Source organism: Hathewaya massiliensis, from assembly GCF_902143515.1.
Lineage (GTDB): Bacteria > Bacillota > Clostridia > Clostridiales > Clostridiaceae > Hathewaya > Hathewaya massiliensis.
Genome location: NZ_CABFVD010000004.1, coordinates 144,352 through 170,871, shown reverse-complemented (window position 1 = coordinate 170,871; position 26,520 = coordinate 144,352). Strand labels below are relative to the sequence as shown.

The 26,520-nt window shown below is 29.7% G+C and carries 26 protein-coding genes, 1 other RNA gene and 1 riboswitch; of the genes, 21 read left to right on the top strand and 6 right to left on the bottom strand.

All coding sequences use genetic code 11. The features are described from left to right. Positions 1–12 precede the first annotated feature (12 nt). Positions 13–2,646, top strand: coding sequence for a pyruvate, phosphate dikinase (gene ppdK, locus FNZ64_RS09290; RefSeq protein WP_142414526.1), 2,634 nt, complete (start codon positions 13–15; stop codon positions 2,644–2,646). A gap of 48 nt (positions 2,647–2,694) precedes the next feature. On the opposite strand, the gene FNZ64_RS09285 is transcribed toward ppdK, so the two are convergent. Beyond that, a complete protein-coding gene (locus tag FNZ64_RS09285) occupies positions 2,695–3,762 on the bottom strand; it encodes a CotS family spore coat protein (RefSeq protein ID WP_142414525.1) in 1,068 nt (355 codons plus the stop codon). A 349-nt stretch (positions 3,763–4,111) separates the two neighbouring features. Here FNZ64_RS09285 and dnaG point away from each other — a divergent pair, with 349 nt between their 5' ends. The 10 genes from dnaG (at position 4,112) to FNZ64_RS09235 (ending at position 15,186) form a co-directional block, all read left to right on the top strand. Continuing rightward, positions 4,112–5,881 (top strand): DNA primase, encoded by a 1,770-nt coding sequence (gene dnaG, locus FNZ64_RS09280; protein WP_142414524.1) that lies wholly within the window; start codon positions 4,112–4,114, stop codon positions 5,879–5,881. Between the two features lie 22 nt (positions 5,882–5,903). After that, entirely contained in the window at positions 5,904–6,965 is a 1,062-nt protein-coding gene (rpoD, locus tag FNZ64_RS09275) for an RNA polymerase sigma factor RpoD (RefSeq protein ID WP_185903739.1), read from the top strand. Between the two features lie 102 nt (positions 6,966–7,067). Next, positions 7,068–7,949: a PH domain-containing protein gene (locus FNZ64_RS09270; RefSeq protein ID WP_142414522.1), complete on the top strand. Its 882-nt coding sequence runs from the start codon at positions 7,068–7,070 to the stop codon at positions 7,947–7,949. Positions 7,950–7,964: 15 nt separating this feature from the next. Then, a complete protein-coding gene (locus tag FNZ64_RS09265; protein WP_142414521.1) occupies positions 7,965–8,660 on the top strand; it encodes a tRNA (adenine(22)-N(1))-methyltransferase in 696 nt (231 codons plus the stop codon). Then, entirely contained in the window at positions 8,644–9,447 is an 804-nt protein-coding gene (locus tag FNZ64_RS09260) for a Nif3-like dinuclear metal center hexameric protein (RefSeq protein WP_142414520.1), read from the top strand. Before FNZ64_RS09265 ends, FNZ64_RS09260 begins: the two co-directional genes overlap by 17 nt. 128 nt (positions 9,448–9,575) lie before the next feature. Continuing rightward, positions 9,576–9,974: RNase P RNA component class A (rnpB, locus tag FNZ64_RS09255), an RNA gene on the top strand. Between the two features lie 235 nt (positions 9,975–10,209). Continuing rightward, positions 10,210–10,731 (top strand): hypothetical protein, encoded by a 522-nt coding sequence (locus FNZ64_RS09250; protein WP_142414519.1) that lies wholly within the window; start codon positions 10,210–10,212, stop codon positions 10,729–10,731. Positions 10,732–10,914: 183 nt separating this feature from the next. Then, complete coding sequence (locus FNZ64_RS09245; protein ID WP_142414518.1) at positions 10,915–11,784, top strand: homocysteine S-methyltransferase family protein; 870 nt, start codon at positions 10,915–10,917, stop codon at positions 11,782–11,784. Between the two features lie 92 nt (positions 11,785–11,876). After that, the gene (locus FNZ64_RS09240) at positions 11,877–12,677 is read left to right on the top strand and encodes a DUF975 family protein (RefSeq protein ID WP_142414517.1); all 801 of its coding nucleotides are present in this window, start codon (positions 11,877–11,879) and stop codon (positions 12,675–12,677) included. Between the two features lie 142 nt (positions 12,678–12,819). Continuing rightward, the gene (locus FNZ64_RS09235; protein ID WP_142414516.1) at positions 12,820–15,186 is read left to right on the top strand and encodes a cation-translocating P-type ATPase; all 2,367 of its coding nucleotides are present in this window, start codon (positions 12,820–12,822) and stop codon (positions 15,184–15,186) included. Positions 15,187–15,234: 48 nt separating this feature from the next. Here the strand turns inward: FNZ64_RS09235 and ade are convergent, their stop codons facing one another. From ade to FNZ64_RS09220, 3 genes are all read right to left on the bottom strand, one after another. Continuing rightward, on the bottom strand, positions 15,235–17,025 hold the full coding sequence (gene ade / locus FNZ64_RS09230; RefSeq protein WP_142414515.1) for an adenine deaminase: 1,791 nt from the start codon (positions 17,023–17,025) through the stop codon (positions 15,235–15,237). A 70-nt stretch (positions 17,026–17,095) separates the two neighbouring features. After that, positions 17,096–17,197, bottom strand: a riboswitch (purine riboswitch). Between the two features lie 60 nt (positions 17,198–17,257). Continuing rightward, positions 17,258–17,635 carry a hypothetical protein gene (locus FNZ64_RS09225; protein WP_142414514.1) on the bottom strand — a complete coding sequence of 126 codons (378 nt, stop codon included), beginning with the start codon at positions 17,633–17,635 and terminating at the stop codon, positions 17,258–17,260. Positions 17,636–17,850: 215 nt separating this feature from the next. Then, positions 17,851–18,507, bottom strand: a complete 657-nt coding sequence (locus FNZ64_RS09220) for a TVP38/TMEM64 family protein (RefSeq protein ID WP_142414513.1) — start codon at positions 18,505–18,507, stop codon at positions 17,851–17,853. A gap of 219 nt (positions 18,508–18,726) precedes the next feature. Between FNZ64_RS09220 and FNZ64_RS09215 the strand changes: the two genes are divergently transcribed. Then, entirely contained in the window at positions 18,727–19,290 is a 564-nt protein-coding gene (locus tag FNZ64_RS09215) for a DUF3867 domain-containing protein (protein WP_142414512.1), read from the top strand. A gap of 172 nt (positions 19,291–19,462) precedes the next feature. On the opposite strand, the gene FNZ64_RS14705 is transcribed toward FNZ64_RS09215, so the two are convergent. Further along, a complete protein-coding gene (locus FNZ64_RS14705; RefSeq protein ID WP_185903738.1) occupies positions 19,463–19,609 on the bottom strand; it encodes a hypothetical protein in 147 nt (48 codons plus the stop codon). 80 nt (positions 19,610–19,689) lie between these two features. Further along, positions 19,690–20,055 carry a VOC family protein gene (locus FNZ64_RS09210; RefSeq protein WP_142414511.1) on the bottom strand — a complete coding sequence of 122 codons (366 nt, stop codon included), beginning with the start codon at positions 20,053–20,055 and terminating at the stop codon, positions 19,690–19,692. Positions 20,056–20,155: 100 nt separating this feature from the next. On the opposite strand from FNZ64_RS09210, the gene FNZ64_RS09205 reads away from it, so the two are divergent. From FNZ64_RS09205 to FNZ64_RS09170, 9 genes are all read left to right on the top strand, one after another. Next, the gene (locus FNZ64_RS09205; RefSeq protein ID WP_142414510.1) at positions 20,156–20,662 is read left to right on the top strand and encodes a thioredoxin family protein; all 507 of its coding nucleotides are present in this window, start codon (positions 20,156–20,158) and stop codon (positions 20,660–20,662) included. Between the two features lie 3 nt (positions 20,663–20,665). Then, entirely contained in the window at positions 20,666–21,937 is a 1,272-nt protein-coding gene (locus tag FNZ64_RS09200; protein WP_341472631.1) for a replication-associated recombination protein A, read from the top strand. A 71-nt stretch (positions 21,938–22,008) separates the two neighbouring features. Then, the gene (locus FNZ64_RS09195) at positions 22,009–22,440 is read left to right on the top strand and encodes an RrF2 family transcriptional regulator (RefSeq protein ID WP_142414508.1); all 432 of its coding nucleotides are present in this window, start codon (positions 22,009–22,011) and stop codon (positions 22,438–22,440) included. Positions 22,441–22,487: 47 nt separating this feature from the next. Next, positions 22,488–23,672: a cysteine desulfurase NifS gene (nifS, locus tag FNZ64_RS09190; protein ID WP_142414507.1), complete on the top strand. Its 1,185-nt coding sequence runs from the start codon at positions 22,488–22,490 to the stop codon at positions 23,670–23,672. 2 nt (positions 23,673–23,674) lie between these two features. Further along, entirely contained in the window at positions 23,675–24,103 is a 429-nt protein-coding gene (gene nifU, locus FNZ64_RS09185; protein ID WP_142414506.1) for a Fe-S cluster assembly scaffold protein NifU, read from the top strand. A gap of 68 nt (positions 24,104–24,171) precedes the next feature. Continuing rightward, the gene (gene mnmA, locus FNZ64_RS09180; protein ID WP_142414505.1) at positions 24,172–25,251 is read left to right on the top strand and encodes a tRNA 2-thiouridine(34) synthase MnmA; all 1,080 of its coding nucleotides are present in this window, start codon (positions 24,172–24,174) and stop codon (positions 25,249–25,251) included. A gap of 127 nt (positions 25,252–25,378) precedes the next feature. Further along, a complete protein-coding gene (gene nifU, locus FNZ64_RS09175) occupies positions 25,379–25,786 on the top strand; it encodes a Fe-S cluster assembly scaffold protein NifU (protein ID WP_142414626.1) in 408 nt (135 codons plus the stop codon). Positions 25,787–25,923: 137 nt separating this feature from the next. Then, positions 25,924–26,049, top strand: a complete 126-nt coding sequence (locus FNZ64_RS15025; protein WP_279233268.1) for a hypothetical protein — start codon at positions 25,924–25,926, stop codon at positions 26,047–26,049. Further along, positions 26,037–26,507 carry a PRC-barrel domain-containing protein gene (locus FNZ64_RS09170; RefSeq protein ID WP_142414504.1) on the top strand — a complete coding sequence of 157 codons (471 nt, stop codon included), beginning with the start codon at positions 26,037–26,039 and terminating at the stop codon, positions 26,505–26,507. The genes FNZ64_RS15025 and FNZ64_RS09170 overlap by 13 nt, the downstream gene beginning before the upstream one ends. The last annotated feature ends 13 nt before the right edge of the window (positions 26,508–26,520 follow it).

Genomic DNA, 26,520 nt, shown 5'->3' with positions numbered 1-26,520 from the left:
GGAGTTGGCATTATGGAAAATAAAAAATATGTGTATTTATTCAATGAAGGAAATTCATCAATGAGAAACCTTTTGGGGGGGAAAGGAGCTAATCTTGCTGAAATGACAAGGTTAGGAATACCAGTACCAGAAGGATTTACAGTAAGTACTGAAGCTTGTTTAAAATATTACGATGATGAAAAAGTTTTATCAAAAGAGATTATAGGAGAAATAAAAAGTTCTTTAAATAAAATAGAAGACACAACAGGGAAAAAGTTCGGGTCAAAAAAGAACCCACTATTAGTATCTGTTCGTTCAGGGGCTAGGGTTTCTATGCCAGGAATGATGGACACTGTATTAAACCTAGGTTTAAATGATGAGACGGTGGAAGGAATTGCTGAACTTACAAAAAATAAAAGATTTGCATATGATTCTTATAGAAGATTTATTCAAATGTTTTCTGATGTTGTAATGGGTCTTGACAAAAGTTATTTTGAAAAATTTATAGATGAGATGAAAGAGGAAAAAGGAGTAGAATACGATACAGATTTAGACGCAGAAGATCTTCAGAAATTAACTTATAAATTTAAGGAATACTATAAAAAAGAAATAGGAGAATCCTTTCCACAAGATCCATTTACACAGTTAATTAAATCCATAAATGCTGTTTTTGAATCATGGAATAATCCAAGAGCCATTGTATATAGGAGATTACATGATATACCAGGAGATTGGGGAACAGCTGTAAATGTTCAAAGAATGGTCTTTGGTAACATGGGAAATACTAGTGGTACAGGTGTTGCTTTTACTAGAAACCCATCTACAGGGGATAATAATATTTTTGGTGAGTACTTGATAAATGCTCAAGGAGAAGATGTTGTTGCAGGTATTAGAACACCTCAGACAATTACAAAATTAAAAGAAGATTTACCAAAATGCTATGACGAATTTATTAGCATATCACAAGCTTTAGAGAAACACTATAAAGATATGCAAGATATGGAGTTTACTATAGAAGAAGGTAAGCTTTACTTTCTTCAAACGAGGAACGGCAAACGAACAGCTGAGGCAGCTTTAAAAATAGCTGTAGAACTTGTAGAAGAAGGACTTATTACTAAAGAAGAGGCACTATTAAAGGTGGAGCCAAGGTCCCTTGATACTTTACTGCATCCAAACTTTAAAGAAGAAGAATTAAAAATGGCTAAAGAAATAGCAAAAGGACTTCCTGCATCCCCAGGTGCTGCTTGCGGAAAAGTTTATTTTACAGCAGAAGAGACTAAGATTCATCATGAGGCAGGGGAAAAAGTGATTTTAGTAAGACTTGAAACTTCTCCAGAAGATATAGAGGGTATGATAGCCTCTGAGGGCATACTTACTGTAAGAGGAGGAATGACATCTCATGCAGCAGTTGTAGCTAGAGGACTTGGAACTTGTTGTGTTGCTGGGTGTGGTGCTATAAGAGTTAATGAAAAAGAGAAATACTTCTCAGTAAATGGACAGGTAGTAAAAGAAGGAGATTATATTTCTCTAGATGGAAGTACAGGTAAGGTGTATCTTGGTGCTATAAAAACAAAAGCTCCAGAGATAAGTGGATATTTCGGTACCTTTATGTCCTGGGCAGATAGCATAAGAAAACTTAAGGTAAGAACTAATGCAGATACCCCAAAAGATGCAAAACAAGCAGTTGAGTTTGGAGCAGAAGGTATAGGATTGTGCAGAACAGAGCATATGTTCTTTAAGGAAGATAGAATTGCAGCAGTAAGAGAAATGATTCTATCTAAAACTGAAGAACAAAGAAGAAAGGCCTTAGGGAAAATTCTTCCAATGCAAAGAGAAGATTTTATAGGTATTTATGAAGCATTACAAGAAAGACCTGCTACTATAAGGTTTTTAGATCCACCACTACATGAATTCTTACCAACAGATGAGAAGGATATAAAAGAAGTAGCTAAAGAAATTGGAGTTACTTTTGAAGAACTAAAGGGAACAATAGATTCATTACAAGAATTTAACCCTATGATGGGACATAGAGGGTGTAGGCTAGCTATATCATACCCTGAAATTGCAGAAATGCAAACAAGAGCTATAATAGAAGCTGCTATAACAGTAAAAAAAGAAAAGGGATATGATATAAAGCCAGAGATAATGATTCCTTTAATAGGTGAAATAAAAGAACTAAAATATATAAAGGATATAGTGGTTAGGACTGCTGAGAGTATCATAAAAGAGGAAAGTATAGATATTAAGTATACTGTAGGCACTATGATAGAAATCCCGAGAGCTGCTTTAACAGCAGATGAAATAGCTAAAGAGGCAGAGTTCTTTTCTTTCGGAACTAATGATTTAACTCAAATGACTTTTGGATTCTCAAGAGATGATGCAGGAAAGTTCTTGGTTGATTATTACGATAAGGGTATATATGAACAAGATCCTTTCCAAAAGTTAGATCAAGTAGGAGTTGGAAAATTAGTTAAGATGGCTGTAGAACTAGGGAAAAAAGAGAGAAAAGACATTAAACTTGGAATTTGCGGAGAACATGGTGGAGATCCAAGTTCCATAGAGTTTTTCCATAATACAGGACTTAACTATGTGTCATGCTCTCCTTATAGGGTACCTGTTGCAAGACTTGCAGCTGCTCAATCACAAATTAAATATCCAAGAGAATAACCTGTTACATTTATTTAGTGAGAACAGTCTATAAGGGGACTGTTCTCATTAAATTTTTTCACAAAATTTATCCTCAATATAAGACTTAAAGTTTAAAGAGAATTCCAATTGATCTGCTCCATTTTTAACAGATTTTTTTAAGATTTTATAGAAAGCTTTTTTATTGCATTTTTGTATATTTCTATAATAATCTCTTGAAATTTTCCAATATTTTTGAGGAAAGCTTAAGTAAGCTAGTATATACTTATAATCATCAATATTTAATTTGTTTTCCTTATCATATTGACTTAATAGTGAAATAGCAAGGGAAACATTCCAATTTGTACTCTCTCGTCTTAAAAGCCTTCTTAAGGCATAGGATATATCGTGTGCCACATAATCAAGGGAAACCTTGTCAAAATCTATTACCCATAGGTTTTTATTTTCATCAAAAATAAGATTTTTATTTACATAGTCTTCATGACAAAGACTTTTACTTAGATTTAAGTTATTAATTCCATAGGAAATAGATGATGAAATTTCTGCAAGCTTACTAAAAGTATTAAAATGTTCAATATAAAGTTTAGAAAAAGAGTCTTTATGTTGAAAAGCTAAATTTGAATACTGCAAAATATTTTGCCAATGTTTATGAAGAGAATTATATAAAACATTACAGGAAGTTACAATCTCGCTTCCTGGTATAGGGAAGAAATCACAAGATACCCTATGAATGCGACCTAAATTACCCATAATAGAATTTATATGTTCTTCATTATCATAATCGCATTTAACTCCTTCAATCCACGGGGTTAAAATAAAAAGCATATCATTATAATTAACGTATCTTGAGTTACTTACTGTAGGCAATATTCTAGGAACATTTATGCCGAATCTATACCACCATTCTATAGATGAATATACAAACAGCAGTTTTTCAGAATTATAGTATACTTTTTTAAGACAAAAGACCTTATTATCTTTTGTAACTTTATATACGGCTCTTTGCTTATCAGTATTTTTAAATTTAATATCTTCAATTATGGCATCTTGCAAACCATATAAAGGCAAAACTTTATTTTTAACATTTTCAGGGGACAGAATAGAACATGTTGTATATAGTGAAGCCTTATGAGGCATTACAAATCAACTCCTTTAAAAGAATCTCTATATAAGCATATTAAAGATAGATGGATATTATAACAGAATAATAAAAGGAATTTTTACTAAATATATAGAATAATATATTTAAGCTTAATAATTAACTATATAATTATATAATCTTAATAAATGTATAGTAACTAGGAAAAAAGGGAAACAATAGAAAAGAAATAATTATGAAATTTAAAGGATTTTTGTATTATACAAAGAATATATATAATACGACAAAGAATATTAAAAGAATGTTAAATAAAAGAAGGATAATTAATATTTTTGTCGAAAATAGAATAAGTCGTATTAATAATAATAAAGGCTAGGTGGTAGTTTTTTGCTTATTCCAGAGGAAATAATTGAAAAAATAAGAGAGGAAAATGATATAGTTGATATAATCTCTGAAACTGTGAGACTTAAAAGAAGAGGTAGGAACTATATAGGTTTATGTCCCTTTCATAATGAAAAAACTCCATCTTTTACAGTTTCACAAGATAAACAGATATTTAAATGCTTTGGTTGTGGTGAGGTTGGAAATGTAATTACATTTTTAATGAAAACTAAAGGATTACCTTTTCCAGAAGCCTGTGAATTATTAGCAGATAGGGCAAATATAGATATTTCAGTTAGTAAAGGAAATGAAAATAAAGATACTAAAAAAAGACTCTATGATATAAACATAGAAGCAGCCAGGTTTTTTTTTGAAAATCTAAAAAATAATAAAAAGGTTATTTCATATTTAAGTAATAGAGGTTTAACTGGTAAGACTATTGCAAAATTCGGCCTAGGATACGCAAAAGATAATTGGAGTGAACTTTTTGAATATCTAAAAAGAAAAGGATATTCGGAAACAGAAATATTTTCACTGGGACTAATAATTAAAGGCAAAAATGATAAATTTTATGACCGTTTTAGGAATAGAGTTATATTTCCAGTTTTTAATCCTAGAGGAAAAGTTATAGGATTTGGTGGAAGAGTGCTAGATGATTCAAAACCTAAATATTTAAACTCGCCAGAATCTAAAATCTTCAATAAAGGAACAAATCTTTATGGATTGAATCTTGCTATAAAAAACAATCAGCAGAGAATCCTAATAATTGTAGAAGGTTATATGGACTGTATTTCACTTCATCAATCAGGAATTACAAATGTGGTAGCTTCATTAGGAACAGCATTAACTATTGGTCAGGCAAAATTAATGAAAAAATATGCTGACACAATATATATAGCATATGATGCTGATGTTGCAGGACAGGTAGCAACATTAAGAGGTTTAGATATCCTTATGAATGAAGGCTTTGATTTAAGGGTAGTGACAATTCCCTATGGAAAAGATCCCGATGACTATGTTAAATCTCATGGGAAGGAAGGATTTCTACAATTATTAGAAGATGCTCTACCTTTAGTTCAATATAAAATAGAACAGTCTAAAAAGAAAACTAATTTTAAGGATCAAAAGTCACTTTCAAATTTTATAAATGAAATAAGTGAAATTTTAATAGGCTTAGATCCTGTAGAGAGAAATTTATATGTGAAGCAGATTTCAGAAGAGATAAATATCAGTGAAGATGCAATTTATGATTTTTTAAATCAAAAGTTACAAAAAAACACAAAAAATACTAAAGTTATGAATATTACTGGTAATATTGGAACAAAATTATATTTAGAAGAACCTTATATGAAGGCGGAACGTACTTTATTAAATTTAATGATAAATAAGATAGGAATAGACTACATAATTACAAGTTTTAATGCAGAAAATATCATTAATGATTCCCATAAAAATATATTTGAACTAATAAAGAAATATAGAGATTTAGAAGTAGAAGAGTTAAAAAAGAAAGTAGATATTTTATGTCAAGATGTAGAAACATCAAAAGAGTTAATTAATATTTTAGAAATAGAACTTCTACCATTAGAAGATGAAGGAAGTAGAAGAACTTTTATAAATGATTGTTTTAAGGAAATAAAAAAATCAAAATTAGAGGAGTCGAAGAAGGAAGTTATGAATAAAATTAAACATTTTGAAGAAAGTGGAGTTTTTGAGGAAACACTAAAATACGTTGAAGAGCTTTCAAAAATTGATGAAAAGCTTAGAAATTTATAAAGTTGTGAAGGGAGGTAATTTAATGAAAGATAAGGCAGAAAAAATGAAAGTTGTTAAAAGTCTTATAGATAAGGGAAAGAAGAAAGGAAGCTTAACTTATCAAGAGATAATTGATGAGCTTGAAGAAATAGATATAACTCCTGAACAAATAGAGAAAATATATGAAGTATTGGAAAGTATGAATATAGATATTATAGGAAATATGGAAGAAGAAGAGGAAGAAGAAGAATTAGATATTTCTATACCAGAGGGGATTGCAATTGATGATCCGGTTAGAATGTATCTAAAAGAAATAGGAAAAGTTCCCCTGTTAACTCCAGAAGAAGAGATAGAACTTGCAAAAAAAATAGAAGCAGGGGATGAGTATGCTAAGAAAAAATTAGCAGAAGCTAATTTAAGACTTGTAGTAAGTATTGCGAAAAGATACGTAGGAAGAGGAATGTTATTTCTTGACTTAATACAAGAGGGAAATTTAGGATTAATTAAAGCAGTAGAGAAATTTGATTACAGAAAAGGATATAAATTCAGTACTTATGCAACATGGTGGATTAGGCAAGCAATTACCAGAGCTATAGCTGACCAAGCAAGAACAATTAGGATACCAGTTCACATGGTGGAAACTATAAATAAACTTATAAGGGTTTCAAGACAGCTTTTACAAGAATTAGGAAGAGATCCAATAGCAGAAGAAATAGCACAAGTTATGGAGATGCCTGTAGAAAAAGTTAGAGAAATCATGAAAATAGCTCAAGAGCCAGTTTCTTTAGAAACTCCTATAGGAGAAGAAGAAGATAGTCATTTAGGTGACTTTATACCAGATGATGATGCGCCAGCACCAGCAGAAGCAGCTGCTTTTACTATGTTAAAGGAACAACTTATAAATGTTTTAGATACATTAACACCAAGGGAAGAAAAAGTTTTACGATTAAGGTTTGGTCTTGACGATGGAAGGGCTAGAACTCTTGAAGAAGTGGGAAAAGAGTTTAATGTAACAAGAGAGAGAATAAGGCAAATAGAAGCAAAAGCCTTAAGAAAACTAAGACATCCAAGTAGAAGTAAAAAATTAAAAGATTATTTAGATTAAATAAAGCACCATCGCAAATGGTGCTTTATTTTCTATAAACACTTGAATTTAATATACAAATATTGTAAAATATAAGTGTCAATTAAAAGGTAGGTGTTAAGGGTGTATAAACCACAGAAGAATTTAGCAAGTTACATTATTTTATTAGGGCTTATAATATTAAACTTTGGGGTTTTTTATTTTACAAAACATTCAATGTCTTATACTATATCTATCATTCTTAAGATACTACTAGTTATTTTTGATATATATCAGCTTTATTATATAATATTAGGTTTATCCTTAAATTATGAAGTAGGCGAGGAGTACATGACAATAAAAGGGCTCTATGGATTAAAAACTATTAACATATATTATAAGGATATAACTGGATATAATATTCAAGAGGAGATAGATGGGATAAAGTTGTCTGGTATAAGTTTTAATAATTTTATAATTGGAAGATGTTATATAGAAAAGTTAGGAACTACAAGAATGTATACAACCTCTAAGGATGAAGTTGTATATATTTTAACAGATAAAATCAATTTTGCAATAACCCCAGCTGAGGTTAAAAAGTTTGAACAAGCTTTAAAAGAAAAAGGTATGAAACTTATAGATAACAATGAAAGAAGAAATAATGAAAAAGTAAATTTGCATAGGGATAAAGTATTTATGATTCCACTTGTAATAACTACCATACTTTCTTTTATTATGGTTATAGTTCCCTTTATTTATTATTTAAAGGGAAACCTTGGTGAAACTATGCCACTTAGTTTTGATCCTTCATTTAATCCAACTAAAATAGGTACAGGCAAGCAATTTGCTTTTCAGCAAATGATGTATGGTGCCTTAAATTTAGCCTTAATTTTTTGCATGTATTTTGCAGCACAAATAAATTCAAAATATGATAGGAAATCATCCTATAAATATATATATATTGCCCTAGCAGTGGCAATAACTTTTATGGTATTGCAAATTAAGATATTTTCAGTATACTTATAGTTTGAAGGTGATGAAATGGAACTTAGCAAGAGATTATATACTATTGCAAGTCTTGTAAAAAATGTAGATACAGTAGCAGATATAGGTACAGATCATGCTTATATACCTATATATCTTTTAAAAAATAGGGTTTGTAATTTTGCCATAGCAGGAGATATAAATAAGGGACCCATAGAAAAAGCAAAATCTAATATAGATAGAGAAGGACTTCATAATGAAATAAAAACACGTTTAGGCGGAGGACTTAGTGTAATTCACAAAGGGGAAGTTCAATGTACTATAATTGCTGGCATGGGTGGAGATTTGATTAGGGATATAATTCATTCTGATATAGAAAAATTTAAAGCTCTAGATTATGCTATAGTACAACCTGTACAAAATGCAGACGTATTTAGAAAATATGTATATGAAATGGGGTTTTCCATATTAGAAGAGAAAATTTGTTATGAAGATGATAAGTTTTATGAAATATTAAAAATAGCTTATGGAGAAGATAAAAAAGAAGTAGATCCAATATACTATGAAGTAAGTAAACTTTTAATAGATAAAAAAGATAATATGGTTAAACAATACATAGAATATCTTATAGATAAATACAAAGGTATTTTAAATAATACTAAAAGTGATACAGATAACTGGAAAAAAAGAGCTTATGAATTAGAACTTAAAATAAGTAAGTTAAGGAGTTGTTTATATGACTTTGACAGTTAAAGAGTTAATGAGGATTATGGAAAAATACGCCCCAGTAAGTTTAAAAGAAGAATACGATAACGTAGGACTTATGGTAGGGGATACTAATATGGAGATTAGTTCTATATTGGTAACCTTAGATTGTACTATGGAAGTCATAGAAGAAGCTATAGAAAAACAGTGTAACTTTATATTGTCACATCATCCTTTACTTTTTATAAAGCCTAAGTCTATAACCACAGAAACTATAAAGGGAAAGAAGATTATAAAATTAATAAAAGAAAATATTTCTCTTTATTCAGCGCACACTAATTTAGATTCTGTACAAGGTGGACTAAATGACTTCGCAATGGAACTTTTAGGGTTTAAGAACTACTCTATAATAGATGAAAATCCTATAAAAGAAAATTCAGGTATTGGAAGAATAGTAGAGTTAGAAGAAGCGATGAATTTAGAAGAAGTATGCAAGAAAGTAAAGTCAGCTTATAATATTGAGAACTTAAAATATAGTGGAAACTTAAGCAAAAAAGTAAAAAAAATAGCCTTAGTAAATGGTAGTGGTTCAGATTTTTTTGAAAGGGCAACAAAATTAGGAGCAGATTGTATAATAACAGGGGATACAACTTATCATGATGTTCATGAACTTTATGAGGAAGGAATTGCAATAATTGATGGAGGACATTTTAATACAGAGTGGCCAGCTATGGAAATAGTAGCAAAAATATTGCAGAAAAATTTATCTAAATTAGGATATGAAAATAAAGTATTTCTATCTAAAGAAGCAAAGGATACTTACAATTATTTATAGAAGAACTTTAAAATTTTGCTGTTCTAGATGAAAGTGTTGATATAAAGATTACTCTATCTAATATTTTTGTAATTTAGTTAAAAGAAACCTTTTGCTTTTTTATGATATATATGATAATATAATTATTGCGAGTAAGCCAGATGGTCGCTGCTACTAGAAATAGTAGGAGAGGAAAGTCCGAGCTCCGTAGGGCAGGGTGCTGGGTAACTCCCAGTGGAGGCGACTCTAAGGAAAGTGCAACAGAGATATACCGCCTGATATGTAACATTACATTTAAACACTCCTTTAAATATTTATTTGTTTTTGTTAATAACTTTATCAGGTAAGGGTGGAAAGGCGAGGTAAGAGCTCACCAGCACATAGGTGACTATGTGGCTATGTAAACCCCATCTGGAGCAAGATCGAATAGGGAGACATATGGGGCTGCCCGTCCCGTCTCCGGGTGTATCGCTTGAGCTTATTGGTAACAATAGGCCTAGATAGATGACCGTCTAATACAGAACTCGGCTTATAGGTTTAGTCGTACCATTGAAAACACTAGGTTTTATACTTAGTGTTTTTTTATTTTGTCATACTTTATAAATTTAAATCTTATAGTGTGTAGGGATTTTTAATAAAGCTATTCTTTCAGAATTTAAGTTAACACAAAACCAATTATATGTCTTCTTTACAAGCAGGGATTATTAAGGTAAAATATACATGGAAAATCAATATATAACTATAAGGGTAGTGTATATAAGTAAGAAATTTAGGGGTGGAATTATGAAGTCTATAATAAGAAATATTATGATTGCTTTTGTTAGTTTATCCTTAGTATTTTATGGGGTAGGAAAGGTTGCTAACAATTTATCCAATAAAGATAACTTTAAAAAAGTTTCAGCAATTAAAAACATGGAACCAATAGATTCTCTAATTGAAACTATAAAATTAAGTGTGACTAATAGTGAAATTAAAGATATTAAAGTAATGGAAAATGAAAATGGTGAAAAGCCATCTTTATTTGTTACTTTAAGTAGTAAGGGTAAAGAAGATGCTGAAAAAGATATGCTTAGAATAATATATAAATTAAAAATTTCTAAATCTCTAAATGATATTAAGTATGTTTATACTGATTTTAATATTATTGAATTAAATGAGAAAAATCAAAAAGTTGAGCTAGGGAAGGTAGGAGAATTCAATATAACTTCTAAGGAGATAAAAGAATTAAGTTTTGATAAGAAGAACCCTAGTGAGATTTGGAGTATAAAAGAAGGTAAAAAATATTGGGATAATAGCTTTAAGTAGAAGTAATAGTATTATGGAATTTTAAGAGTAATAATACATAAAATAAAGCAGTAAGTTTTAAATTAGGCTGTGCTAAATTTAAATGTCTAATAACGTCTAAAATTAAAGGTATTTCATGTAATTATGAAATACCTTTAATTTAATAGGAAAGCAATAATAAGAGAAAGAGTAGGAGAGTTAAATATGCTTAATTTGAATTCCCTAACAATTTTAGATGGTGCTATGGGAACTACCTTAATGAATTATGGTTTTTCCTTAGGAAATTGTGTTGAGAGTTTTAACTATAATTCACCAGAATTTATAAAAAATATTCATTTGAAATATTTAGAAGCTGGTTCTGATGTTATAACTACCAATACCTTTGGTTCTAATTCAGTTAACCTAGAAAAGCATGGTTATAAAGTTGAGGAAACTATATTTAAAGGGGTTAACTTAGCAAAAAAGGCTATAGAAGAATATAAAATAAATAGTAACTGTTCTAGTGAAAAACTAGTAGCTTTAGATTTGGGACCGACTGGAAAACTTTATCCTTATGGAAATATGAGTTTAATAGAGGTTTATAATCTTTTTAAAGAACAGGTACAATATGGGGTTAGGGCTGGGGCGGATATTATTTTAATAGAGACTATGCTTTCTATTGAAGAGGCTAGAGCAGCTGTATTAGCGGCAAAAGAAAATAGTAAGCTTCCTGTATTTTGTACTTTTACTTTTAATAAAGAAGGAAAGACAATGATGGGAGAGGGAATTGAGGAAATTATAAATACTTTAGAACCCTTAGACATAGATGCCATAGGAGCAAACTGTTCCATGGGTATTCAAGGAATAGAATTTTTAGCAGAGGAATTTTTACAATATTCTAAGTTACCTATAATAATGAAACCTAATGCAGGTCTTCCTAGAAAAGTAAATAATAAAAATATATATGATATAACTCCTTCAAAGTTTGCTTTTAAGATTAAGAATCTTATTGAAAAAGGAGTTACCATAGTTGGAGGATGTTGTGGAACTACACCGGAGTTTATAAGGGAAATAAATAGAATTAAAATAAAATAATATTCATATATTGTAATCATTGAAAATAATATGTTAGTATAATATAATGTAGTGATAAATGTAGAAAGTCAATCAAAATTAGGGGGAGTTATATGAGAAAAGAAAATGTTTCTTCTAATGCAGAAATCAAGACAAAAGCAAAAGAAGCTCTAAAGGGAAATTGGGGAGTTGCTATAGCCTCTTGTATAATTTATGGATTACTACTTCAAGGTTTTTCCTTTGTAATTAATATGAGGGATTTAACCATTAATGGCTTTACAGATGCCTTAGAAAATAGTAATGGTGATTTTAAAAGTTCAATTATAGTGCTTCTAATAAATGTATTTTTAGCTGGTGCTATGACTTATGGATTAAATAACTTTTTTATAAAATTAATTAGAAGAGAAAATGCAGATATAAAAGATGTTTTTGAAGGATTTAAGCATTATAAGGGTACCTTTTTTATAAATCTTCTTTTATTAATTTACCAATTCTTATGGGCCTTAATGTTTATAGTTCCTGTGGTAATAATTTTAATTATAGCAGTAGTTTCTGTAGCTACAGACAATATAAGCATTACGGCTATATTACTTGTTTGTTTAGTTATTATTGTAGTTAGCATAGTATTATCTATAATATTATTTAGGTATTCAATGAGCTTTTATATTTATATTGATAATCCTGAATTAACAGCATCAGAGGTTATAAAAGAAAGTATTGATATGATGGAAGGAAATCAAATAAGACTATTTAAACTCTATTTAAGTTTTATTCTATGGTTTTTATTATCTATTATTACCTTAGGCATTGCCATGATTTGGGTGGGACCTTACATGCAAACCTGTACAGCTGTATTTTATGAAGAATTAAAAGATGAAGGCTGGAATAGTGCAGATATAAATAATATCTTTTAACTAATTAAAAGACTCTAGGACTTATTTTCTGGGGTCTTTTTTTTATGGGAAAATTTAAGAAAGAATTAAGGTTATTTTAATGAAAATACCATAATACTTTATTTAAAAAGAGGTAAAATAATAAGTATAGAGGAGGGATAGGATGGAACATAAGAAGAGGGATGATAAACCATATTCTGGGCTTACATTTAATGAAGTGCAGCATAGAAAAGAAAAAGGTGATATAAATAAATTTCCTAAAAATCCATCTAGAACTTTTGGAGAAATAATAAGAGCAAATCTTTTTACTATATATAATGCTATTAATTTTATTTTAGCTATTATTGTAATTATTGCTGGTTCTCCTAAAAATGCACTTTTTGCAGGAGTTATTATAACTAATACTTTAATAGGTATAGTTCAAGAACTGCGTGCTAAAAAGACCTTAGAAAAACTTTCTGTAATAAATAATATAAAGGCTAAGGTTGTAAGGGATGGAGAAATTAAGACAATTAATGCAGAAGAGATTGTTTTAGACGATGTACTTATTTTAAATTCAGGTATGCAGGTTTTAGTAGATGCAGAGGTTTTAGATGGTACTGACATTGAAATGGATGAATCTATGCTTACAGGAGAATCTGATACAGTAATGAAAAAGAGAGGAGATAATCTTTTATCTGGAAGCTTCGTATCCAATGGATATGGTTATGCTAGGGTTAAAGCCGTAGGAGGAAAAACTTATGCAGCTAGACTTTCTGATGAAGCTAAAAAGTTTAAACTTATAAATTCAGAGTTAATAACTTCTGTAAATAAAATTCTTAAAATAATTATTTGGGTTATACTTCCTATGGGCATATTACTCTTATTTACTCAAATTATGATGAATCAAAAAAACTGGAGAGATGCTACCATAAGCTCAGTGGCTGGTATTATAGGTATGGTACCTGAAGGACTTATACTACTTACTAGTTTAACTTTTGTAGTTGCAATAGCTAGGTTATCTAAGTGGAACACTTTAGTACAAGAGCTTCCCGCTACAGAGGTTTTAGCAAGGGTAGATACTCTTTGTTTAGATAAGACGGGAACTATTACTGAGGGTAAATTAAAGCTGAGAGGATTAGTTTACTTTGGGGATTTAAATAAGGATTATGTAGAGGAGATGCTTTCAAGCTTTATAAGTTCCTCTCCTAGTAATAATCAAACCTCAGAGGCCATTTTAGAAAATTATAAAACTGAAAATCCTAAGGAAGTTGTAGAGGAATTGCCTTTTTCATCTGGTAGGAAGTGGAGTGCAGTTAAATTTAAGGAGGAAGGTATTTGGATTTTAGGTGCTCCTGAGAATATAATGGGAAATAAGTACGAAGTAATAAGGGAGAAAGTAGAAAGTGAAGCTGAAAAGGGAAGTAGAGTATTACTTTTTTTGAAATATAATGGGGATAAAATAAAAGAGAATTTAGAGGAAAAAAATCTAGAAGAGGTGGCTTTAATTTTGATAGAAGATATTATAAGAGAAGAAGCACCTAAAACCCTTGCTTATTTTGAAAAGCAAGGAGTAAACATAAAGATTATTTCAGGAGATAATCCTTTAACTGTATCTTCTGTAGCTAAAAGAGCAGGTGTTAAAGGAGCTGAAAAATATATAGATGCTAGAGAAATAGATGAGAATAAAGATATTTCTAAAATTTTAGAGGAAAATGTAGTTTTCGGTAGAGTTACACCACATCAAAAGAAAAACTTTGTAAAAGCTCTTCAATCTACAGGGCACATAGTAGCTATGACAGGAGATGGAATTAATGATGTTTTAGCTTTAAAGGAATCAGATTGTGGTATTGCTATGGCCAATGGTTCTGATGCTACAAAGGCAGTAGCTCAGTTGGTTCTATTAGATTCTAATTTTTCTTCTCTTCCCCAAGTTGTTTTAGAAGGTAGAAGAACAATTAATAATCTTGAAAGGGTTGCAAATCTTTATCTATCAAAGACTGTTTACTCTTTAATAATGGCCATTATATTTTGTTTTCTATTTATGCCATACCCTATAATGCCTATACAACTAGGATTAATTGGGGCCGTATCTATTGGAATTCCATCTTTTTTCTTAGCTATGTCACCTAATGATTCTATAGTAAAAAAGGGTTTCCTAAGTAGAGCTTTAAGTTTAGCCATACCTAATGGAATTTTTATAAGTATATGTACGGTATTTGTTTTTTTACTAGGAAGATACAAGGGACTTAATTTAGGGCAGTGTAGAACTCTTGCAGTTATCATTATAGGTGGTTGTAGTTTGAGTTTACTTTTAGAAGTTTCAAAACCTCTAACAAGACTTAAAATTCTTTTAAATGTATTTATGAGTGTACTCTTTATAGTACCGTTTTTTATACCAATAGGTAGGAAATTTTATATGTTATATGATGTAAAGAATATTTATATTATAATTTCTGTATTATTAGTCTTAATATCTCCGGTGGTAGTAGATATGTTAAAAAATATAATAGAAAGAGTAAAAATTCACAGTAATGAAGTTCTTAAGTAAGAAAAAAGTGTAGGGAATTTGAAACTTAAAATTCCCTACACTTTTGAATTAAAGGAAAAGATCTATAAATTTAAAGCTATTTGTATCAACAAGACCTCTATTTGTAAGCCTTATTTCAGGAAGAACGGCTAGGGATAATAGTGCCATAGTCATAAAAGGTGATACTAAATCACAGCCTAAGTTTTCCCAAGCAAGGTGCAGAGCTTGTACTTTTTCAGCTATCTCACTTGCAGAATCTTCACTTATCAATCCAGCCACTGGAAGAGGTAGGAGAGCTAAAACTTTACCATCTTTTACTGCTACCATGCCACCACCAGATTCTTTTAAAGTATTTGCAGCTAAGGCCATATCGGAATCATTTGTTCCAAGAACTATTAAATTATGTGCATCATGTGCTACAGTAGAAGCTACAGCTCCACAGTTAATATGGAATCCTTTTATAAATCCTTTACCTATTGTGCCTGTAGCTGTATGTCTTTCTATAACTGCAGCTTTAATAATATCATTTTCTAGATCAACTGATACATTACCTGAAAAAACAGGAAGATTAAACTCCTTTTTGTAAGTACCTACCTTTGCTTCAATAATTTCTATTATGTTGACTTTTATACTTTTAGCATTAGCTATTGGTGCTTTTATTTCAAAATCCTTGGGTTCTAAGATTTTCCCAATGTTCATGGTATTCTTCGCAAATTTAGGAATAGGCTTTTTAATTATAGGTACCATGGTTTTACCTTCTTTTGCAACTAACTCCCCATTTATAAATACCTTTTCTACTTTTACCTTAGTTAAATCACTTAAAAGTAATATATCAGCAAACTTACCAGGTGATACACTTCCAAGGTCACGAGACATATTAAAACATTCTGCTACATTTATAGTAACCATTTGTATTGCTGTTATAGGGTTTACGCCTTCTTCAATAGCTCTTTTTACAATATGATTTAGATGTCCTTCATTGATTAAAGTATTAGGATGAGTATCATCACTGATTAAGGTTGCAAAACGAGTATCTATATTATTTTCTGTTATGGCTTTTATAGTTTCTTTTAAATCATGCCAAGCAGAACCTTCTCTTATTTGTGCATACATGCCAAGACGCATTTTAGCAAGAGCATCTTCCATTCTTACAGATTCATGACAACATCTAGCACCTGATGCTATATATGCATTTAGACCATTGCTGATTTCAGGTATTGAGTAGTGACCTGTAATTGTTTTATTAGCTTTTAAGGTCTCTTTAAGTTCTTTGTGAATTTCCCCATCTCCATTTAAAACACCAGGAAAATTCATCATCTCACCAAGACCAACTATATCATTAAGTTTCATAGCCTCTTTTATATCTTTTGAATTTAAGGTAGCTCCATTGTCTTCAAAGCTTGAAACTGCTGGAACACAAGAAGGCATGGTAGTGAATACTCTTAAAGGAACATCTTTGCCATCTTCTATCATAAGATTTACTCCATCCATACCTAATACGTTGGCTATTTCGTGAGGGTCCATAAAAATTGAAGTTGTCCCACAAGGCATAACTGTTTTTGCATATTCAGAAGTTGTCATCATGCTACTTTCTACATGGATATGTCCATCCATAAATCCAGGTGTTATGTACATTCCAGTAGCATCTATAATTTTTGTATTTGCCCCTATAGTGTTACTTGCATCGCCAACTATTGCTATCCTTCCTTTTATAATAGCTACATCCATGTTAGGTATAATTTCTTTTGTGTTTACATTTACAAGCTTTCCATTCTTTATAACCATATCTGCAGGAGTTTTACCCATAGCGACAGATACTAAATCTTCTGTTACTTCCCAAAGTTCATAAAATTTTTTCATAAAAAAATATCCCCCTTCTTTTGTTCTCTCATAAATAGGAGGAGATTAGAGCTACTGTGATTTTTAAATTCACTGTATACCATAATCTCATAGTAAAATAATTCACGGTTATTTTGTAGAAACTTCTGAACCATATTATCAGAACTATATGAGAGTTTTATAAATTTAAAAAGTATCATAACATAGAAAGTTATAAGATTCAAGTAAAATTAGCTTAAAATCTTGTAATAATCTATAAAATTAAGTTTAGATTGTTTGTGATTAGATCCCATTCATAGACTAAACCATTTTCTATATTTACGTAATACCATCTAAGAGTTACAGTGGAACCCTTATTTAATTCATATTCCCTTATTAAAAAGTAATCTACCTTTTGAATCTCTTCTTTACATATAACTGAAAATTTGTTTTTAGAATTAGTAGCTAATTTAACTTTTTTTATAGCTTCTTCTTCACTTAATCTATTAGTTACCATGATTTTATAAGTTTTTAAAGCGTTTTTTTCTATATTATTATATTTTCTATTTTCAATATAATTAATTTTTCCTAAGGAGGTTATAAATATACAAGAAGCTATAGGTAGTAAAATAGATTTTTTATATAGTTTCATTTTATATCACTCGCTAATCTCATATTTAAATTTACAAATAAAAAATTTAATATTTTATTATTTGTAAATTTACTATAAATAATTCTTAAGATTAGATTTAGTATAATAAGGGGACTGTCGCATTAAGAATAAACACACAATATATCATGCTAATTTTAAAATTGCAAATCAATATATTGTACGTAAATTTATTAGTGCAACAGCCCCATATTATGTTACTCAATGTTTTTACTTTTTTTAAATGCAAATCCCGAAAAAACTGTAGCTACTACAATTATTATTAATGGAATTATAAATTTTGCAGAACATGGATTTAATATATTTTGTCCCATAAAAGAATAACAAAGAGTTTCAGGTACAACACCTAAAAGTGAAGCTAATATAAATGCAGGATACTTTATTTTGGTAAGCCCACAAGCATAACTTAAAGGGTCATAAGGAAGTACCGGAGGAAGCCTTAATAAAAATAAAATTTTAAATCCATTTTGCTCCATATTATTATTTAAACTAAGTACTTTTCCCTTTAGTATACTATCTACAAAATCCTTTCCCAAGAATCTAGCAAGATAAAAGGCTAAGGTACCAGATATAAAAAATCCAATCATATTAAACATAAATCCCTTAGTAGGGCCAAACAAAATTCCACCTGCAACAGATAGCATAGCTGATGGAATTACTATGAGAAGAGGTTTTAAAGAAAAAACCAGTATAAATAAAAAGGCAGCATATTTGCCATAACTTCTTAGTAATGCTACAAAATTATGTAGGTTGGTATATTTACACCAATAACTTTTAGTAACAATTAGTAAGGGGGTAATTATAAGTATTAATGCAATTAATACTATAATTTTAAAATTTATTTTTATTTTCATTTTTATTTCAACCTTTCATAAACTTATTTACATTTTATTCTTTTGTGATACACTTACTTATATATTGTAGTAGAAAAATATATTCTAGGCAATTAAATTTAATTACAAAATGCAAATTTAACCTTGTTGTAATATTATAAAGATGAAATAAATATATTTATTATGTTTAATTTACATAATAAAAGAGTTATAATATAAAGACTCTAGGAGGTTTTTAAAATGGATGATAGAATAATAGATTTTAATGAGCTTAAAAACAAAGCTAAGGATGAAGATGTGTATAAGTTTGAACAATATATATATTCACTTTACTACTCTTTAGCTCAAGGTGAAATTACCATGGGCGATTTCTCAAAAAAGGTAATGGAATATATGGAAAGTAATAATATTTCTCATGAGAAATTTTTTAATATACAAAGGGAATTTATGAAAAAATATGGGTTTGATATGGATAATATATCAGATGAAATGAAGAAAATTGGTATTGATATACCTAATTTAGATCCTAAGGTTGAGTATGAAAATGCTAGAAAATTTATGAGTTTTGAAGAAAAGTATAAAGGTAGATTAGCTAATAATATGGTAACAACTTATTTTATAAAGAATGATACTAATAATCTAGAAGCGATATTAACTAAAGAAAATATTATTTTAAAGAGTGAAAAACTTATTGATTTAAATGATTCTGAATTAAATGAATTTTTATGTTCGTATAAAAAAGTTATGGAAGATATACCTCTAAATATATGTATTTGTGAAAACACTAAGAGTTATAATTATTAATTTGGAAATTGTTATCTAGGGGAGTAGACGCTCTTTCCTTGAACTTTGAAGAGGAGGGGAGTATTACGGCAGATAGTCATCAGATAGAGAATTTTCAAGTACAGAGATTTATAATATGTAATAAATTTGCTTACCAAAATTATAGTAAATAGGTTTTGGTAAGCAAATATTTCTATCTTTTTAGATTTTTCCTAGCAGGTTCCAAATCTCTAATTTTATATCCACTTACAGAATCACGGCTTTCTTCTTGCGTTTCTAAAAGAGAATGGAAATGTGATAATTCATTAATAGGAACTTGTTTTTTTCTCTTATTAGGCATATATAAATCCTCCTTTTAACATAATAAATATTTAGATTTATGTATTTATTATATGTGAAAAGAAAATTTATAAACATAGATTATATTTCCTGAACTAGTTCAAGTTTCTCTCCAAAAGGTCCCCAAAAAAAGACAATATACTTTTCATCTAACAAAACTGGAGTATCTGATTGAAATTTAACTCCCTTTTCTTTTAACTCTTCAATAGCTCGTCTAATATCATTTACTTTAAAAGCTAAATGGTTTACAGTACCATCTAGTTCATTAAAATAAAAGTTATTTTTATACACTAATTCTATAACCGTATTTCCGGATTTTAAAAAAGTTAGTTCTCTTATTTCATCCCTATAACTTCTAATATATTTACAATCTAAAACATTACAATAAAAGTCCTTTGAAGTTTTAGTGTCTTTAGTAAGAATGCCTAAATGATCTGCTACATACATTATAAATCCCCCTTACATTAATCTAGTTTATATAGTAAGATTATATCATAAAGAATAGTTGTAAACTTATATATAGATATTTAGAATAGGGGTGGATTAGATGAATTTTAAGGATTTATTTAAAACAGGTCATAATTACAAGGTGTTTTTATGTGAAAAAGAAGGGGCTTATAAAGAAAAAATTGAAGATCTAGTAGATAATTTAAATGTAAAAGAAGAAACTAAAGATAGAATTGCAAAAATCGAAGAAGATATAAATATATTAATTGCAGCAGAAGTGTGGTGTCCGGATTGTGTACTCAATGTGCCAGGTGCTTTATATATTTCAAAGTTAAATCCTAAAGTTAAATTAAGTTTTATAAAAAGAGAAGGCAATGAAGAGTCTCTACAAGAGTTTGCTATAGACGGGAAGGTTAAAATTCCAACTTTTATAGTTATGGATAAGGATTTTAAATTAAAAGGTACCTTAGTAGAGAGACCTAAAAATATAAAAGAAGTTGAAAATCAGGATGATCAAGTAAAAAGAATTGTGGAAATGAAAAAATATAGATCAGCAGAATACATAGATAAAGTGGTAGAAGAGTTAATGGACATAATAGAAGGTTAGGGAGTGTTATGGTTGAAACCACTAGCAGATAAAATAAGACCTGCTAATTTAAAAGATGTAGTAGGTCAAGAGCACATTTTAGGCGAAGGGAAAATTATTAATCGTATTGTAAATTCTAACAATATAACTAGTATGATTTTTTATGGGCCACCAGGTGTTGGAAAAACTACTGTGGCTAACATTATTGCAAAGACTGCAAATAAAAGCTTTTATAAATTAAATGCAACTACAGCATCTATAAAGGATGTACAAGAGATAATAGGAGAACTTAATACTATAGAAAATATAAACGGTATACTTCTTTATTTAGATGAAATTCAAAATTTTAATAAAAAACAACAACAATCTATATTAGAGTTTATGGAAAATGGGAGAATTACTTTAATTGCCAGTACTACAGAAAATCCATATCATTATGTATATAAAGCTATTTTAAGTCGTGCTCTAGTATTTGAGTTTAAGTCTTTAAAAGAAGAGCATATTATAAAAGCCTTAAAACGTGCTTTAGGGAATACTGAAAGAGATATTGGTGAAGGTATTATTTCCACGGATGAAGAGGCTCTTAATTATATAGCTATGGCATGTAATGGAGATCTTAGAAAAGCATTAAATATTTTAGAAGTATCTATATTATCTACACCAAGAGATATAGAGGGAAAAATAAATATAACCAAAGAAATAATTAAGGAGTGTAGCGGAGTTAAAAACTTAAATTATGATAAAAATGGAGACAGTCATTATGATATTTTAAGTGCTTTTCAAAAATCCATAAGAGGAAGTGATGTTGACGCAAGCATACACTATCTTGCAAGGCTTATAAAGTCAGAGGATTTAATATCTATATGCAGGAGACTTTTGGTTATAGCAGCGGAAGATATAGGCCTTGCGTATCCTAATGCAATGCCAATTGTTAAGGCTTGTGTTGATTCAGCTATGCAGCTTGGGTTCCCAGAGGCTAAGATACCCTTAGCAGAAGCTGTAATACTACTGGCATCCTCTCCAAAATCTAATTCTGCCTATAAAGCTATAGATAAGGCTCTTAGCGACTTAGACAATAAAAACATAGGAGATATCCCATCATTTTTAAAGGATTCACACTATGAAGGAGCTAAAAACTTAAATAGAGGGGAAGGGTATAAGTATCCACATGATTATCCTAATTCATACATAAAGCAGCAGTACTTACCTTCTGAATTAGAAAATCAACAATATTATTTTCCAGGAAATAACAAGATGGAAAATGCCATTAAAAGTTATTTAAAATCTCTTATTTAATGTTGACAGTATTACTCAGATTTGCTATTATTAATTCAGAGTAAAATACTCGACTTTAAGGATGTGATTAAATGAAACTGTCTACTAAAGGCAGATATGGGGTAAAGGCTATGGTAGATCTTGCTATAAATTATGGTGAGACCCCAGTTTCTATAAAGACCATAGCAGAAAGACAAAATATTTCTGAATACTATCTAGAACAGCTGTTTTCTAGTCTTAGAAAAGCAGGACTAATCAATAGTATCAGAGGGGCTTCTGGTGGATATGTATTAAATAGAAAGCCATCAGAAATTACAGTACATGAAATTATGGAAGTTTTAGAAGGACCTGTGGAAATATCAAATTGTATTGTGGATGATTGTTGTGACAATATAGAAGGATGTCCTACTAGACTTTTATGGATAAAATTAAAAGAGAGTATTGAGGAAGTAACATCATCTATCACCTTACAAGATATGGTAGATGATTATAATAGCATGAAAACACTAAAGATAGAATTTTAAATTGTAGGATTTTAGATTAATTTTTTATGTATGAAGGAGAGAGAGACATGAAAAAACAGGTATATATGGATCATGCGGCAACTACTTATACCAAGAAAGAAGTATTAGAAGAAATGATACCTTATTTTACAGAATATTATGGTAACCCATCTTCTATTTACTCTTTATCTAGGGAAACTAAAAAGGCCATAGACACAGCAAAGGATAGGGTAGCTAGGGCAATAAATGCAGAAAGTAGTGAGATTTATTTTACAGGCGGAGGATCAGAAGCTGATAACTGGGCAATAAAAGGCATTGCATTTGCTCATAAGAATAAAGGAAACCATATAATAACTACTAAAATTGAGCATCATGCTGTATTGCATGCTTGTGAATATTTAGAAAAGCATGGTTTTGAAGTAACCTATTTACCTGTTAATGAAGAGGGAATAGTAGATGTTAAGGATTTTGAAAATGCTATAACTGATAAAACTATATTAGCAACAATTATGTTTGCTAACAATGAAATAGGATCAATTCAACCAATAAAGCAAATGGGTGAAATATGTAGAGATAAAAAGATTATATTCCACACAGATGCAGTTCAAGCTGTAGGACATATTCCAGTAGATGTAAAGAGCATGAATATAGATCTTCTTTCTATGGCAGCTCATAAATTTTATGGGCCTAAGGGTGTTGGTGCTTTATATATAAGAAAGGGAATTAGAATAGACAATCTAATCCATGGTGGAGCACAAGAACGTGGAAGAAGAGCAGGTACAGAAAATGTAGCAGGTATTGTAGGACTTGGGAAAGCACTAGAACTTTCTGTAGAACATATGGAAGAGAACAACAAAAGAATTAAAGCTTTAAGAGATAAATTAATGAATGGGTTATTAGAAATACCATACTCAAGATTAAATGGACCTAAAGATGAAAATAGGCTACCAGGAAATAGTAATATTTGCTTTAGATTTATTGAAGGAGAATCTGTGCTTTTAATGTTAGATGCTAAGGGAATTGCAGCATCTAGTGGAAGTGCATGTACATCAGGATCTCTTGATCCATCACATGTATTACTTGCAATTGGTCTGCCACATGAAATAGCTCATGGTTCTTTAAGATTATCTTTAGGAGATGGAACTACAGAGGAAGAAGTTGATTATGTTTTACAAGTTGTTCCTGAAATTGTTCAAAGACTGAGAGATATGTCACCATTATGGGATGATTTTTTAAAGGAAGGGGATAAATAATTATGATATACAGCGAAAAAGTTATGGATCATTTTACAAACCCAAGAAACGTAGGAGAAATTCCAGATGCTAATGGAGTTGGAGAAGTTGGAAATGCTAAATGTGGAGATATAATGAAAATCTATTTAAAGGTTGAAGATAACATAGTAAAAGATGCTAAATTTAAAACTTTTGGATGTGGCTCTGCTATAGCATCTTCAAGCATGGCTACAGAACTTATTATTGGTAAGGATTTAGAAACTGCTTGGGAACTTACAAATAAGGCCGTAGCTGAAGCTTTAGATGGACTTCCACCAGTTAAAATGCATTGCTCTGTATTAGCTGAAGAGGCTATCCATAAGGCTATAAATGACTATAGGGTAAAATCAGGTATGGAACCTTGGGATTATGTAGAACATGAAGATATTCATGATGAGGTACATGGTCACTAAATTTTGATATTTAGCTCCTTTAAAAGGGGCTTTATTTATTTAAAAACTTAAGTTAAAAGGTGAGAAATATGAAAAAGAAAGTAGTAATAGGAATGAGTGGAGGAGTTGACAGTTCAGTTGCTGCATATCTTTTAAAAGAACAAGGATATGATGTAATTGGAATTATGATGAAGCTTGCTCCCGATGATGAAGAATATACATTAAATGAAGGGGGATGTTGCTCTCTTTCAGCTGCTAATGATGCAAGAAGGGTTGCTGATAAATTAGAAATCCCTTTTTATGTAATGAATTTTAAACAATCTTTTAAGGAAAATGTTATAGATTATTTTGTTGATGAATATTTAAAAGGACAAACGCCTAATCCTTGTGTAAGGTGTAATAAGACTATAAAGTTTGCAGAATTCTTAAGAAAATCTAGAGCTTTAGGTGCTGATTATATTGCAACAGGTCATTATGCTAAAGTTGAAAAGCAAGAAGATAGGTATCTATTAAAAAAATCAGAAGATCAAAAAAAAGATCAAACTTACATGCTATATAATTTAACACAAGAACAACTGGCGCATACTTTAATGCCTTGTGCTGCATATGAAAAAACTGAAATAAGAAGTATAGCAGAAAAGATAGGTCTTGATGTATTTAGAAAAAAGGATAGTCAAGAAATCTGTTTTATACCAGATAATAACCATGGAAACTTTATATTAGAAAGTGTTGGACCTGAAAATATTAAAACTGGTAATTTTGTAGATAAGAATGGTAATGTATTAGGAAAACATAAAGGAATTGTGTATTATACTGTAGGGCAAAGAAAGGGTCTAGGTTTAGCCTTAGGAAAGCCTGTGTTTGTAACAGATATTATTCCTTTTAGAAATGAAATAGTAATTGGTGATGAAGAAGATTTATTTAAGACAGAATTAATAGCAAATGATATAAATTTAATTTATGTGGAAGAGTTAAAAGAGCCTATGGAAGTTGGGGCAAAGATAAGATATGCAGCAAAAGACTCCCCAGCTATTATATATCCTTTGAAAGATGGAAGGATTAAAGTTAAGTTTATAGATAAGCAAAGAGCTATTACAAAAGGGCAATCTGTAGTGTTTTATAAAGACGGCTATGTAGTCGGTGGCGGTATAATAGAGGAAATAGTGTAAGGTTATTTAACTTAATATATAAAAGGTTTATAATATTTATATATTACCTATATAGACTTTACTTTCATAGCTATGTTTTGCAGATTTAATTGTTAATAGAAGATAAACTAAGGGGATGATTATTTTGATGGAATATAGTGATAAAGTGCTAGAACATTTTTATTCTCCAAGAAATGTAGGGGTATTACCTTCTGCTAATGGTATAGGGGAAGAAGGGGATCCAAAATGCGGAGATGTTATGAAAATTTACTTAGAAATAAAAAATAACATAATAGAAAATGTAAGATTTAAAGCCTTTGGATGTGGATCTGCCATAGCTTCAGCTAGTATAGCAACAGAACTTATAAAAGGAAAGACTTTAGAAGAAGCATGGGAAATTACAAATCAATCTGTAATTGAAGCTTTAGATGGCCTACCTTCAGTTAAAATCCATTGTTCTGTTTTAGCAGAAGAAACTATTCATAAAGCTATAAATAATTATAGAATATCAGAGGGATTAGAACCTTGGGGTGAAAATTATTTAAAAGAAGTTTAGATAAAAATAAGAGACTTTTAAAGGAATTATAAAGGTCTCTTATTTTTTTAGTTAATTTTGCATATGAATTTTAAATTTAGGTTATACATAAGATTAAGATATTAAAAAATAGAAAGGTATATAGGTGCAATCAAAAGTTGATAAAAATATATAAAAACATATTTATAGTTCATGTGTTTTCAGCAAGGCTTTATGGGAGTAGAAGTTATAAACAAAAAAAGTTAGTTGATGTAGTAGAGGATGTGATTATATGTATAGAATAAGAGACTTTAAGGGTAAAATAATAAAAGATTTAAAAGGGAAAAAATTAGGCATAGTAGAGGATGTTTTAATAAATATAAATACAAATAAAGTCTGCGGATTTAAAGGAAGAGAAAAAAATTTTTTGAGAAAAGACTTTTTTATATTATGGGAAGATATTGTTTATTTTGGAAACAATATAATAATAAAAAAAGTTTCTAATCTAAAGTGTTTTTGTTTTGAAAATATAGATTCAATGGAGATTATCGATCTTAATGGAAATGTTATGGGTATAGTTGAAGATATTTTGTTTTCAGAGTCTAATTTTAATATATTAGGACTTATGGTATCAGAGAGTTTTTTTAGACGTTACACAAGGGGAAAACGAATTATACTAACAAAAGATATAATCTTAGGTGATAAGGAGATTTTGTTTCATAATTTACAATCCTATTATTTTTATAGTAAATTAATATTTTAAAAAACAAGGAGGA

Bases quoted from the DNA above. Each gene is read 5' to 3' on its own strand.
- ppdK (WP_142414526.1), top strand. From the start codon at position 13: ATGGAAAATAAAAAATATGTGTATTTATTCAATGAAGGAAATTCATCA.
- FNZ64_RS09285 (WP_142414525.1), bottom strand. From the start codon at position 3,762: ATGCCTCATAAGGCTTCACTATATACAACATGTTCTATTCTGTCCCCT.
- rpoD (WP_185903739.1), top strand. From the start codon at position 5,904: ATGAAAGATAAGGCAGAAAAAATGAAAGTTGTTAAAAGTCTTATAGAT.
- FNZ64_RS09265 (WP_142414521.1), top strand. From the start codon at position 7,965: ATGGAACTTAGCAAGAGATTATATACTATTGCAAGTCTTGTAAAAAAT.
- FNZ64_RS09260 (WP_142414520.1), top strand. From the start codon at position 8,644: ATGACTTTGACAGTTAAAGAGTTAATGAGGATTATGGAAAAATACGCC.
- FNZ64_RS09250 (WP_142414519.1), top strand. From the start codon at position 10,210: ATGAAGTCTATAATAAGAAATATTATGATTGCTTTTGTTAGTTTATCC.
- FNZ64_RS09245 (WP_142414518.1), top strand. From the start codon at position 10,915: ATGCTTAATTTGAATTCCCTAACAATTTTAGATGGTGCTATGGGAACT.
- FNZ64_RS09240 (WP_142414517.1), top strand. From the start codon at position 11,877: ATGAGAAAAGAAAATGTTTCTTCTAATGCAGAAATCAAGACAAAAGCA.
- FNZ64_RS09235 (WP_142414516.1), top strand. From the start codon at position 12,820: ATGGAACATAAGAAGAGGGATGATAAACCATATTCTGGGCTTACATTT.
- ade (WP_142414515.1), bottom strand. From the start codon at position 17,025: ATGAAAAAATTTTATGAACTTTGGGAAGTAACAGAAGATTTAGTATCT.
- FNZ64_RS09225 (WP_142414514.1), bottom strand. From the start codon at position 17,635: ATGAAACTATATAAAAAATCTATTTTACTACCTATAGCTTCTTGTATA.
- FNZ64_RS09220 (WP_142414513.1), bottom strand. From the start codon at position 18,507: ATGAAAATAAAAATAAATTTTAAAATTATAGTATTAATTGCATTAATA.
- FNZ64_RS09215 (WP_142414512.1), top strand. From the start codon at position 18,727: ATGGATGATAGAATAATAGATTTTAATGAGCTTAAAAACAAAGCTAAG.
- FNZ64_RS14705 (WP_185903738.1), bottom strand. From the start codon at position 19,609: ATGCCTAATAAGAGAAAAAAACAAGTTCCTATTAATGAATTATCACAT.
- FNZ64_RS09210 (WP_142414511.1), bottom strand. From the start codon at position 20,055: ATGTATGTAGCAGATCATTTAGGCATTCTTACTAAAGACACTAAAACT.
- FNZ64_RS09205 (WP_142414510.1), top strand. From the start codon at position 20,156: ATGAATTTTAAGGATTTATTTAAAACAGGTCATAATTACAAGGTGTTT.
- FNZ64_RS09195 (WP_142414508.1), top strand. From the start codon at position 22,009: ATGAAACTGTCTACTAAAGGCAGATATGGGGTAAAGGCTATGGTAGAT.
- nifS (WP_142414507.1), top strand. From the start codon at position 22,488: ATGAAAAAACAGGTATATATGGATCATGCGGCAACTACTTATACCAAG.
- nifU (WP_142414506.1), top strand. From the start codon at position 23,675: ATGATATACAGCGAAAAAGTTATGGATCATTTTACAAACCCAAGAAAC.
- mnmA (WP_142414505.1), top strand. From the start codon at position 24,172: ATGAAAAAGAAAGTAGTAATAGGAATGAGTGGAGGAGTTGACAGTTCA.
- nifU (WP_142414626.1), top strand. From the start codon at position 25,379: ATGGAATATAGTGATAAAGTGCTAGAACATTTTTATTCTCCAAGAAAT.
- FNZ64_RS09170 (WP_142414504.1), top strand. From the start codon at position 26,037: ATGTATAGAATAAGAGACTTTAAGGGTAAAATAATAAAAGATTTAAAA.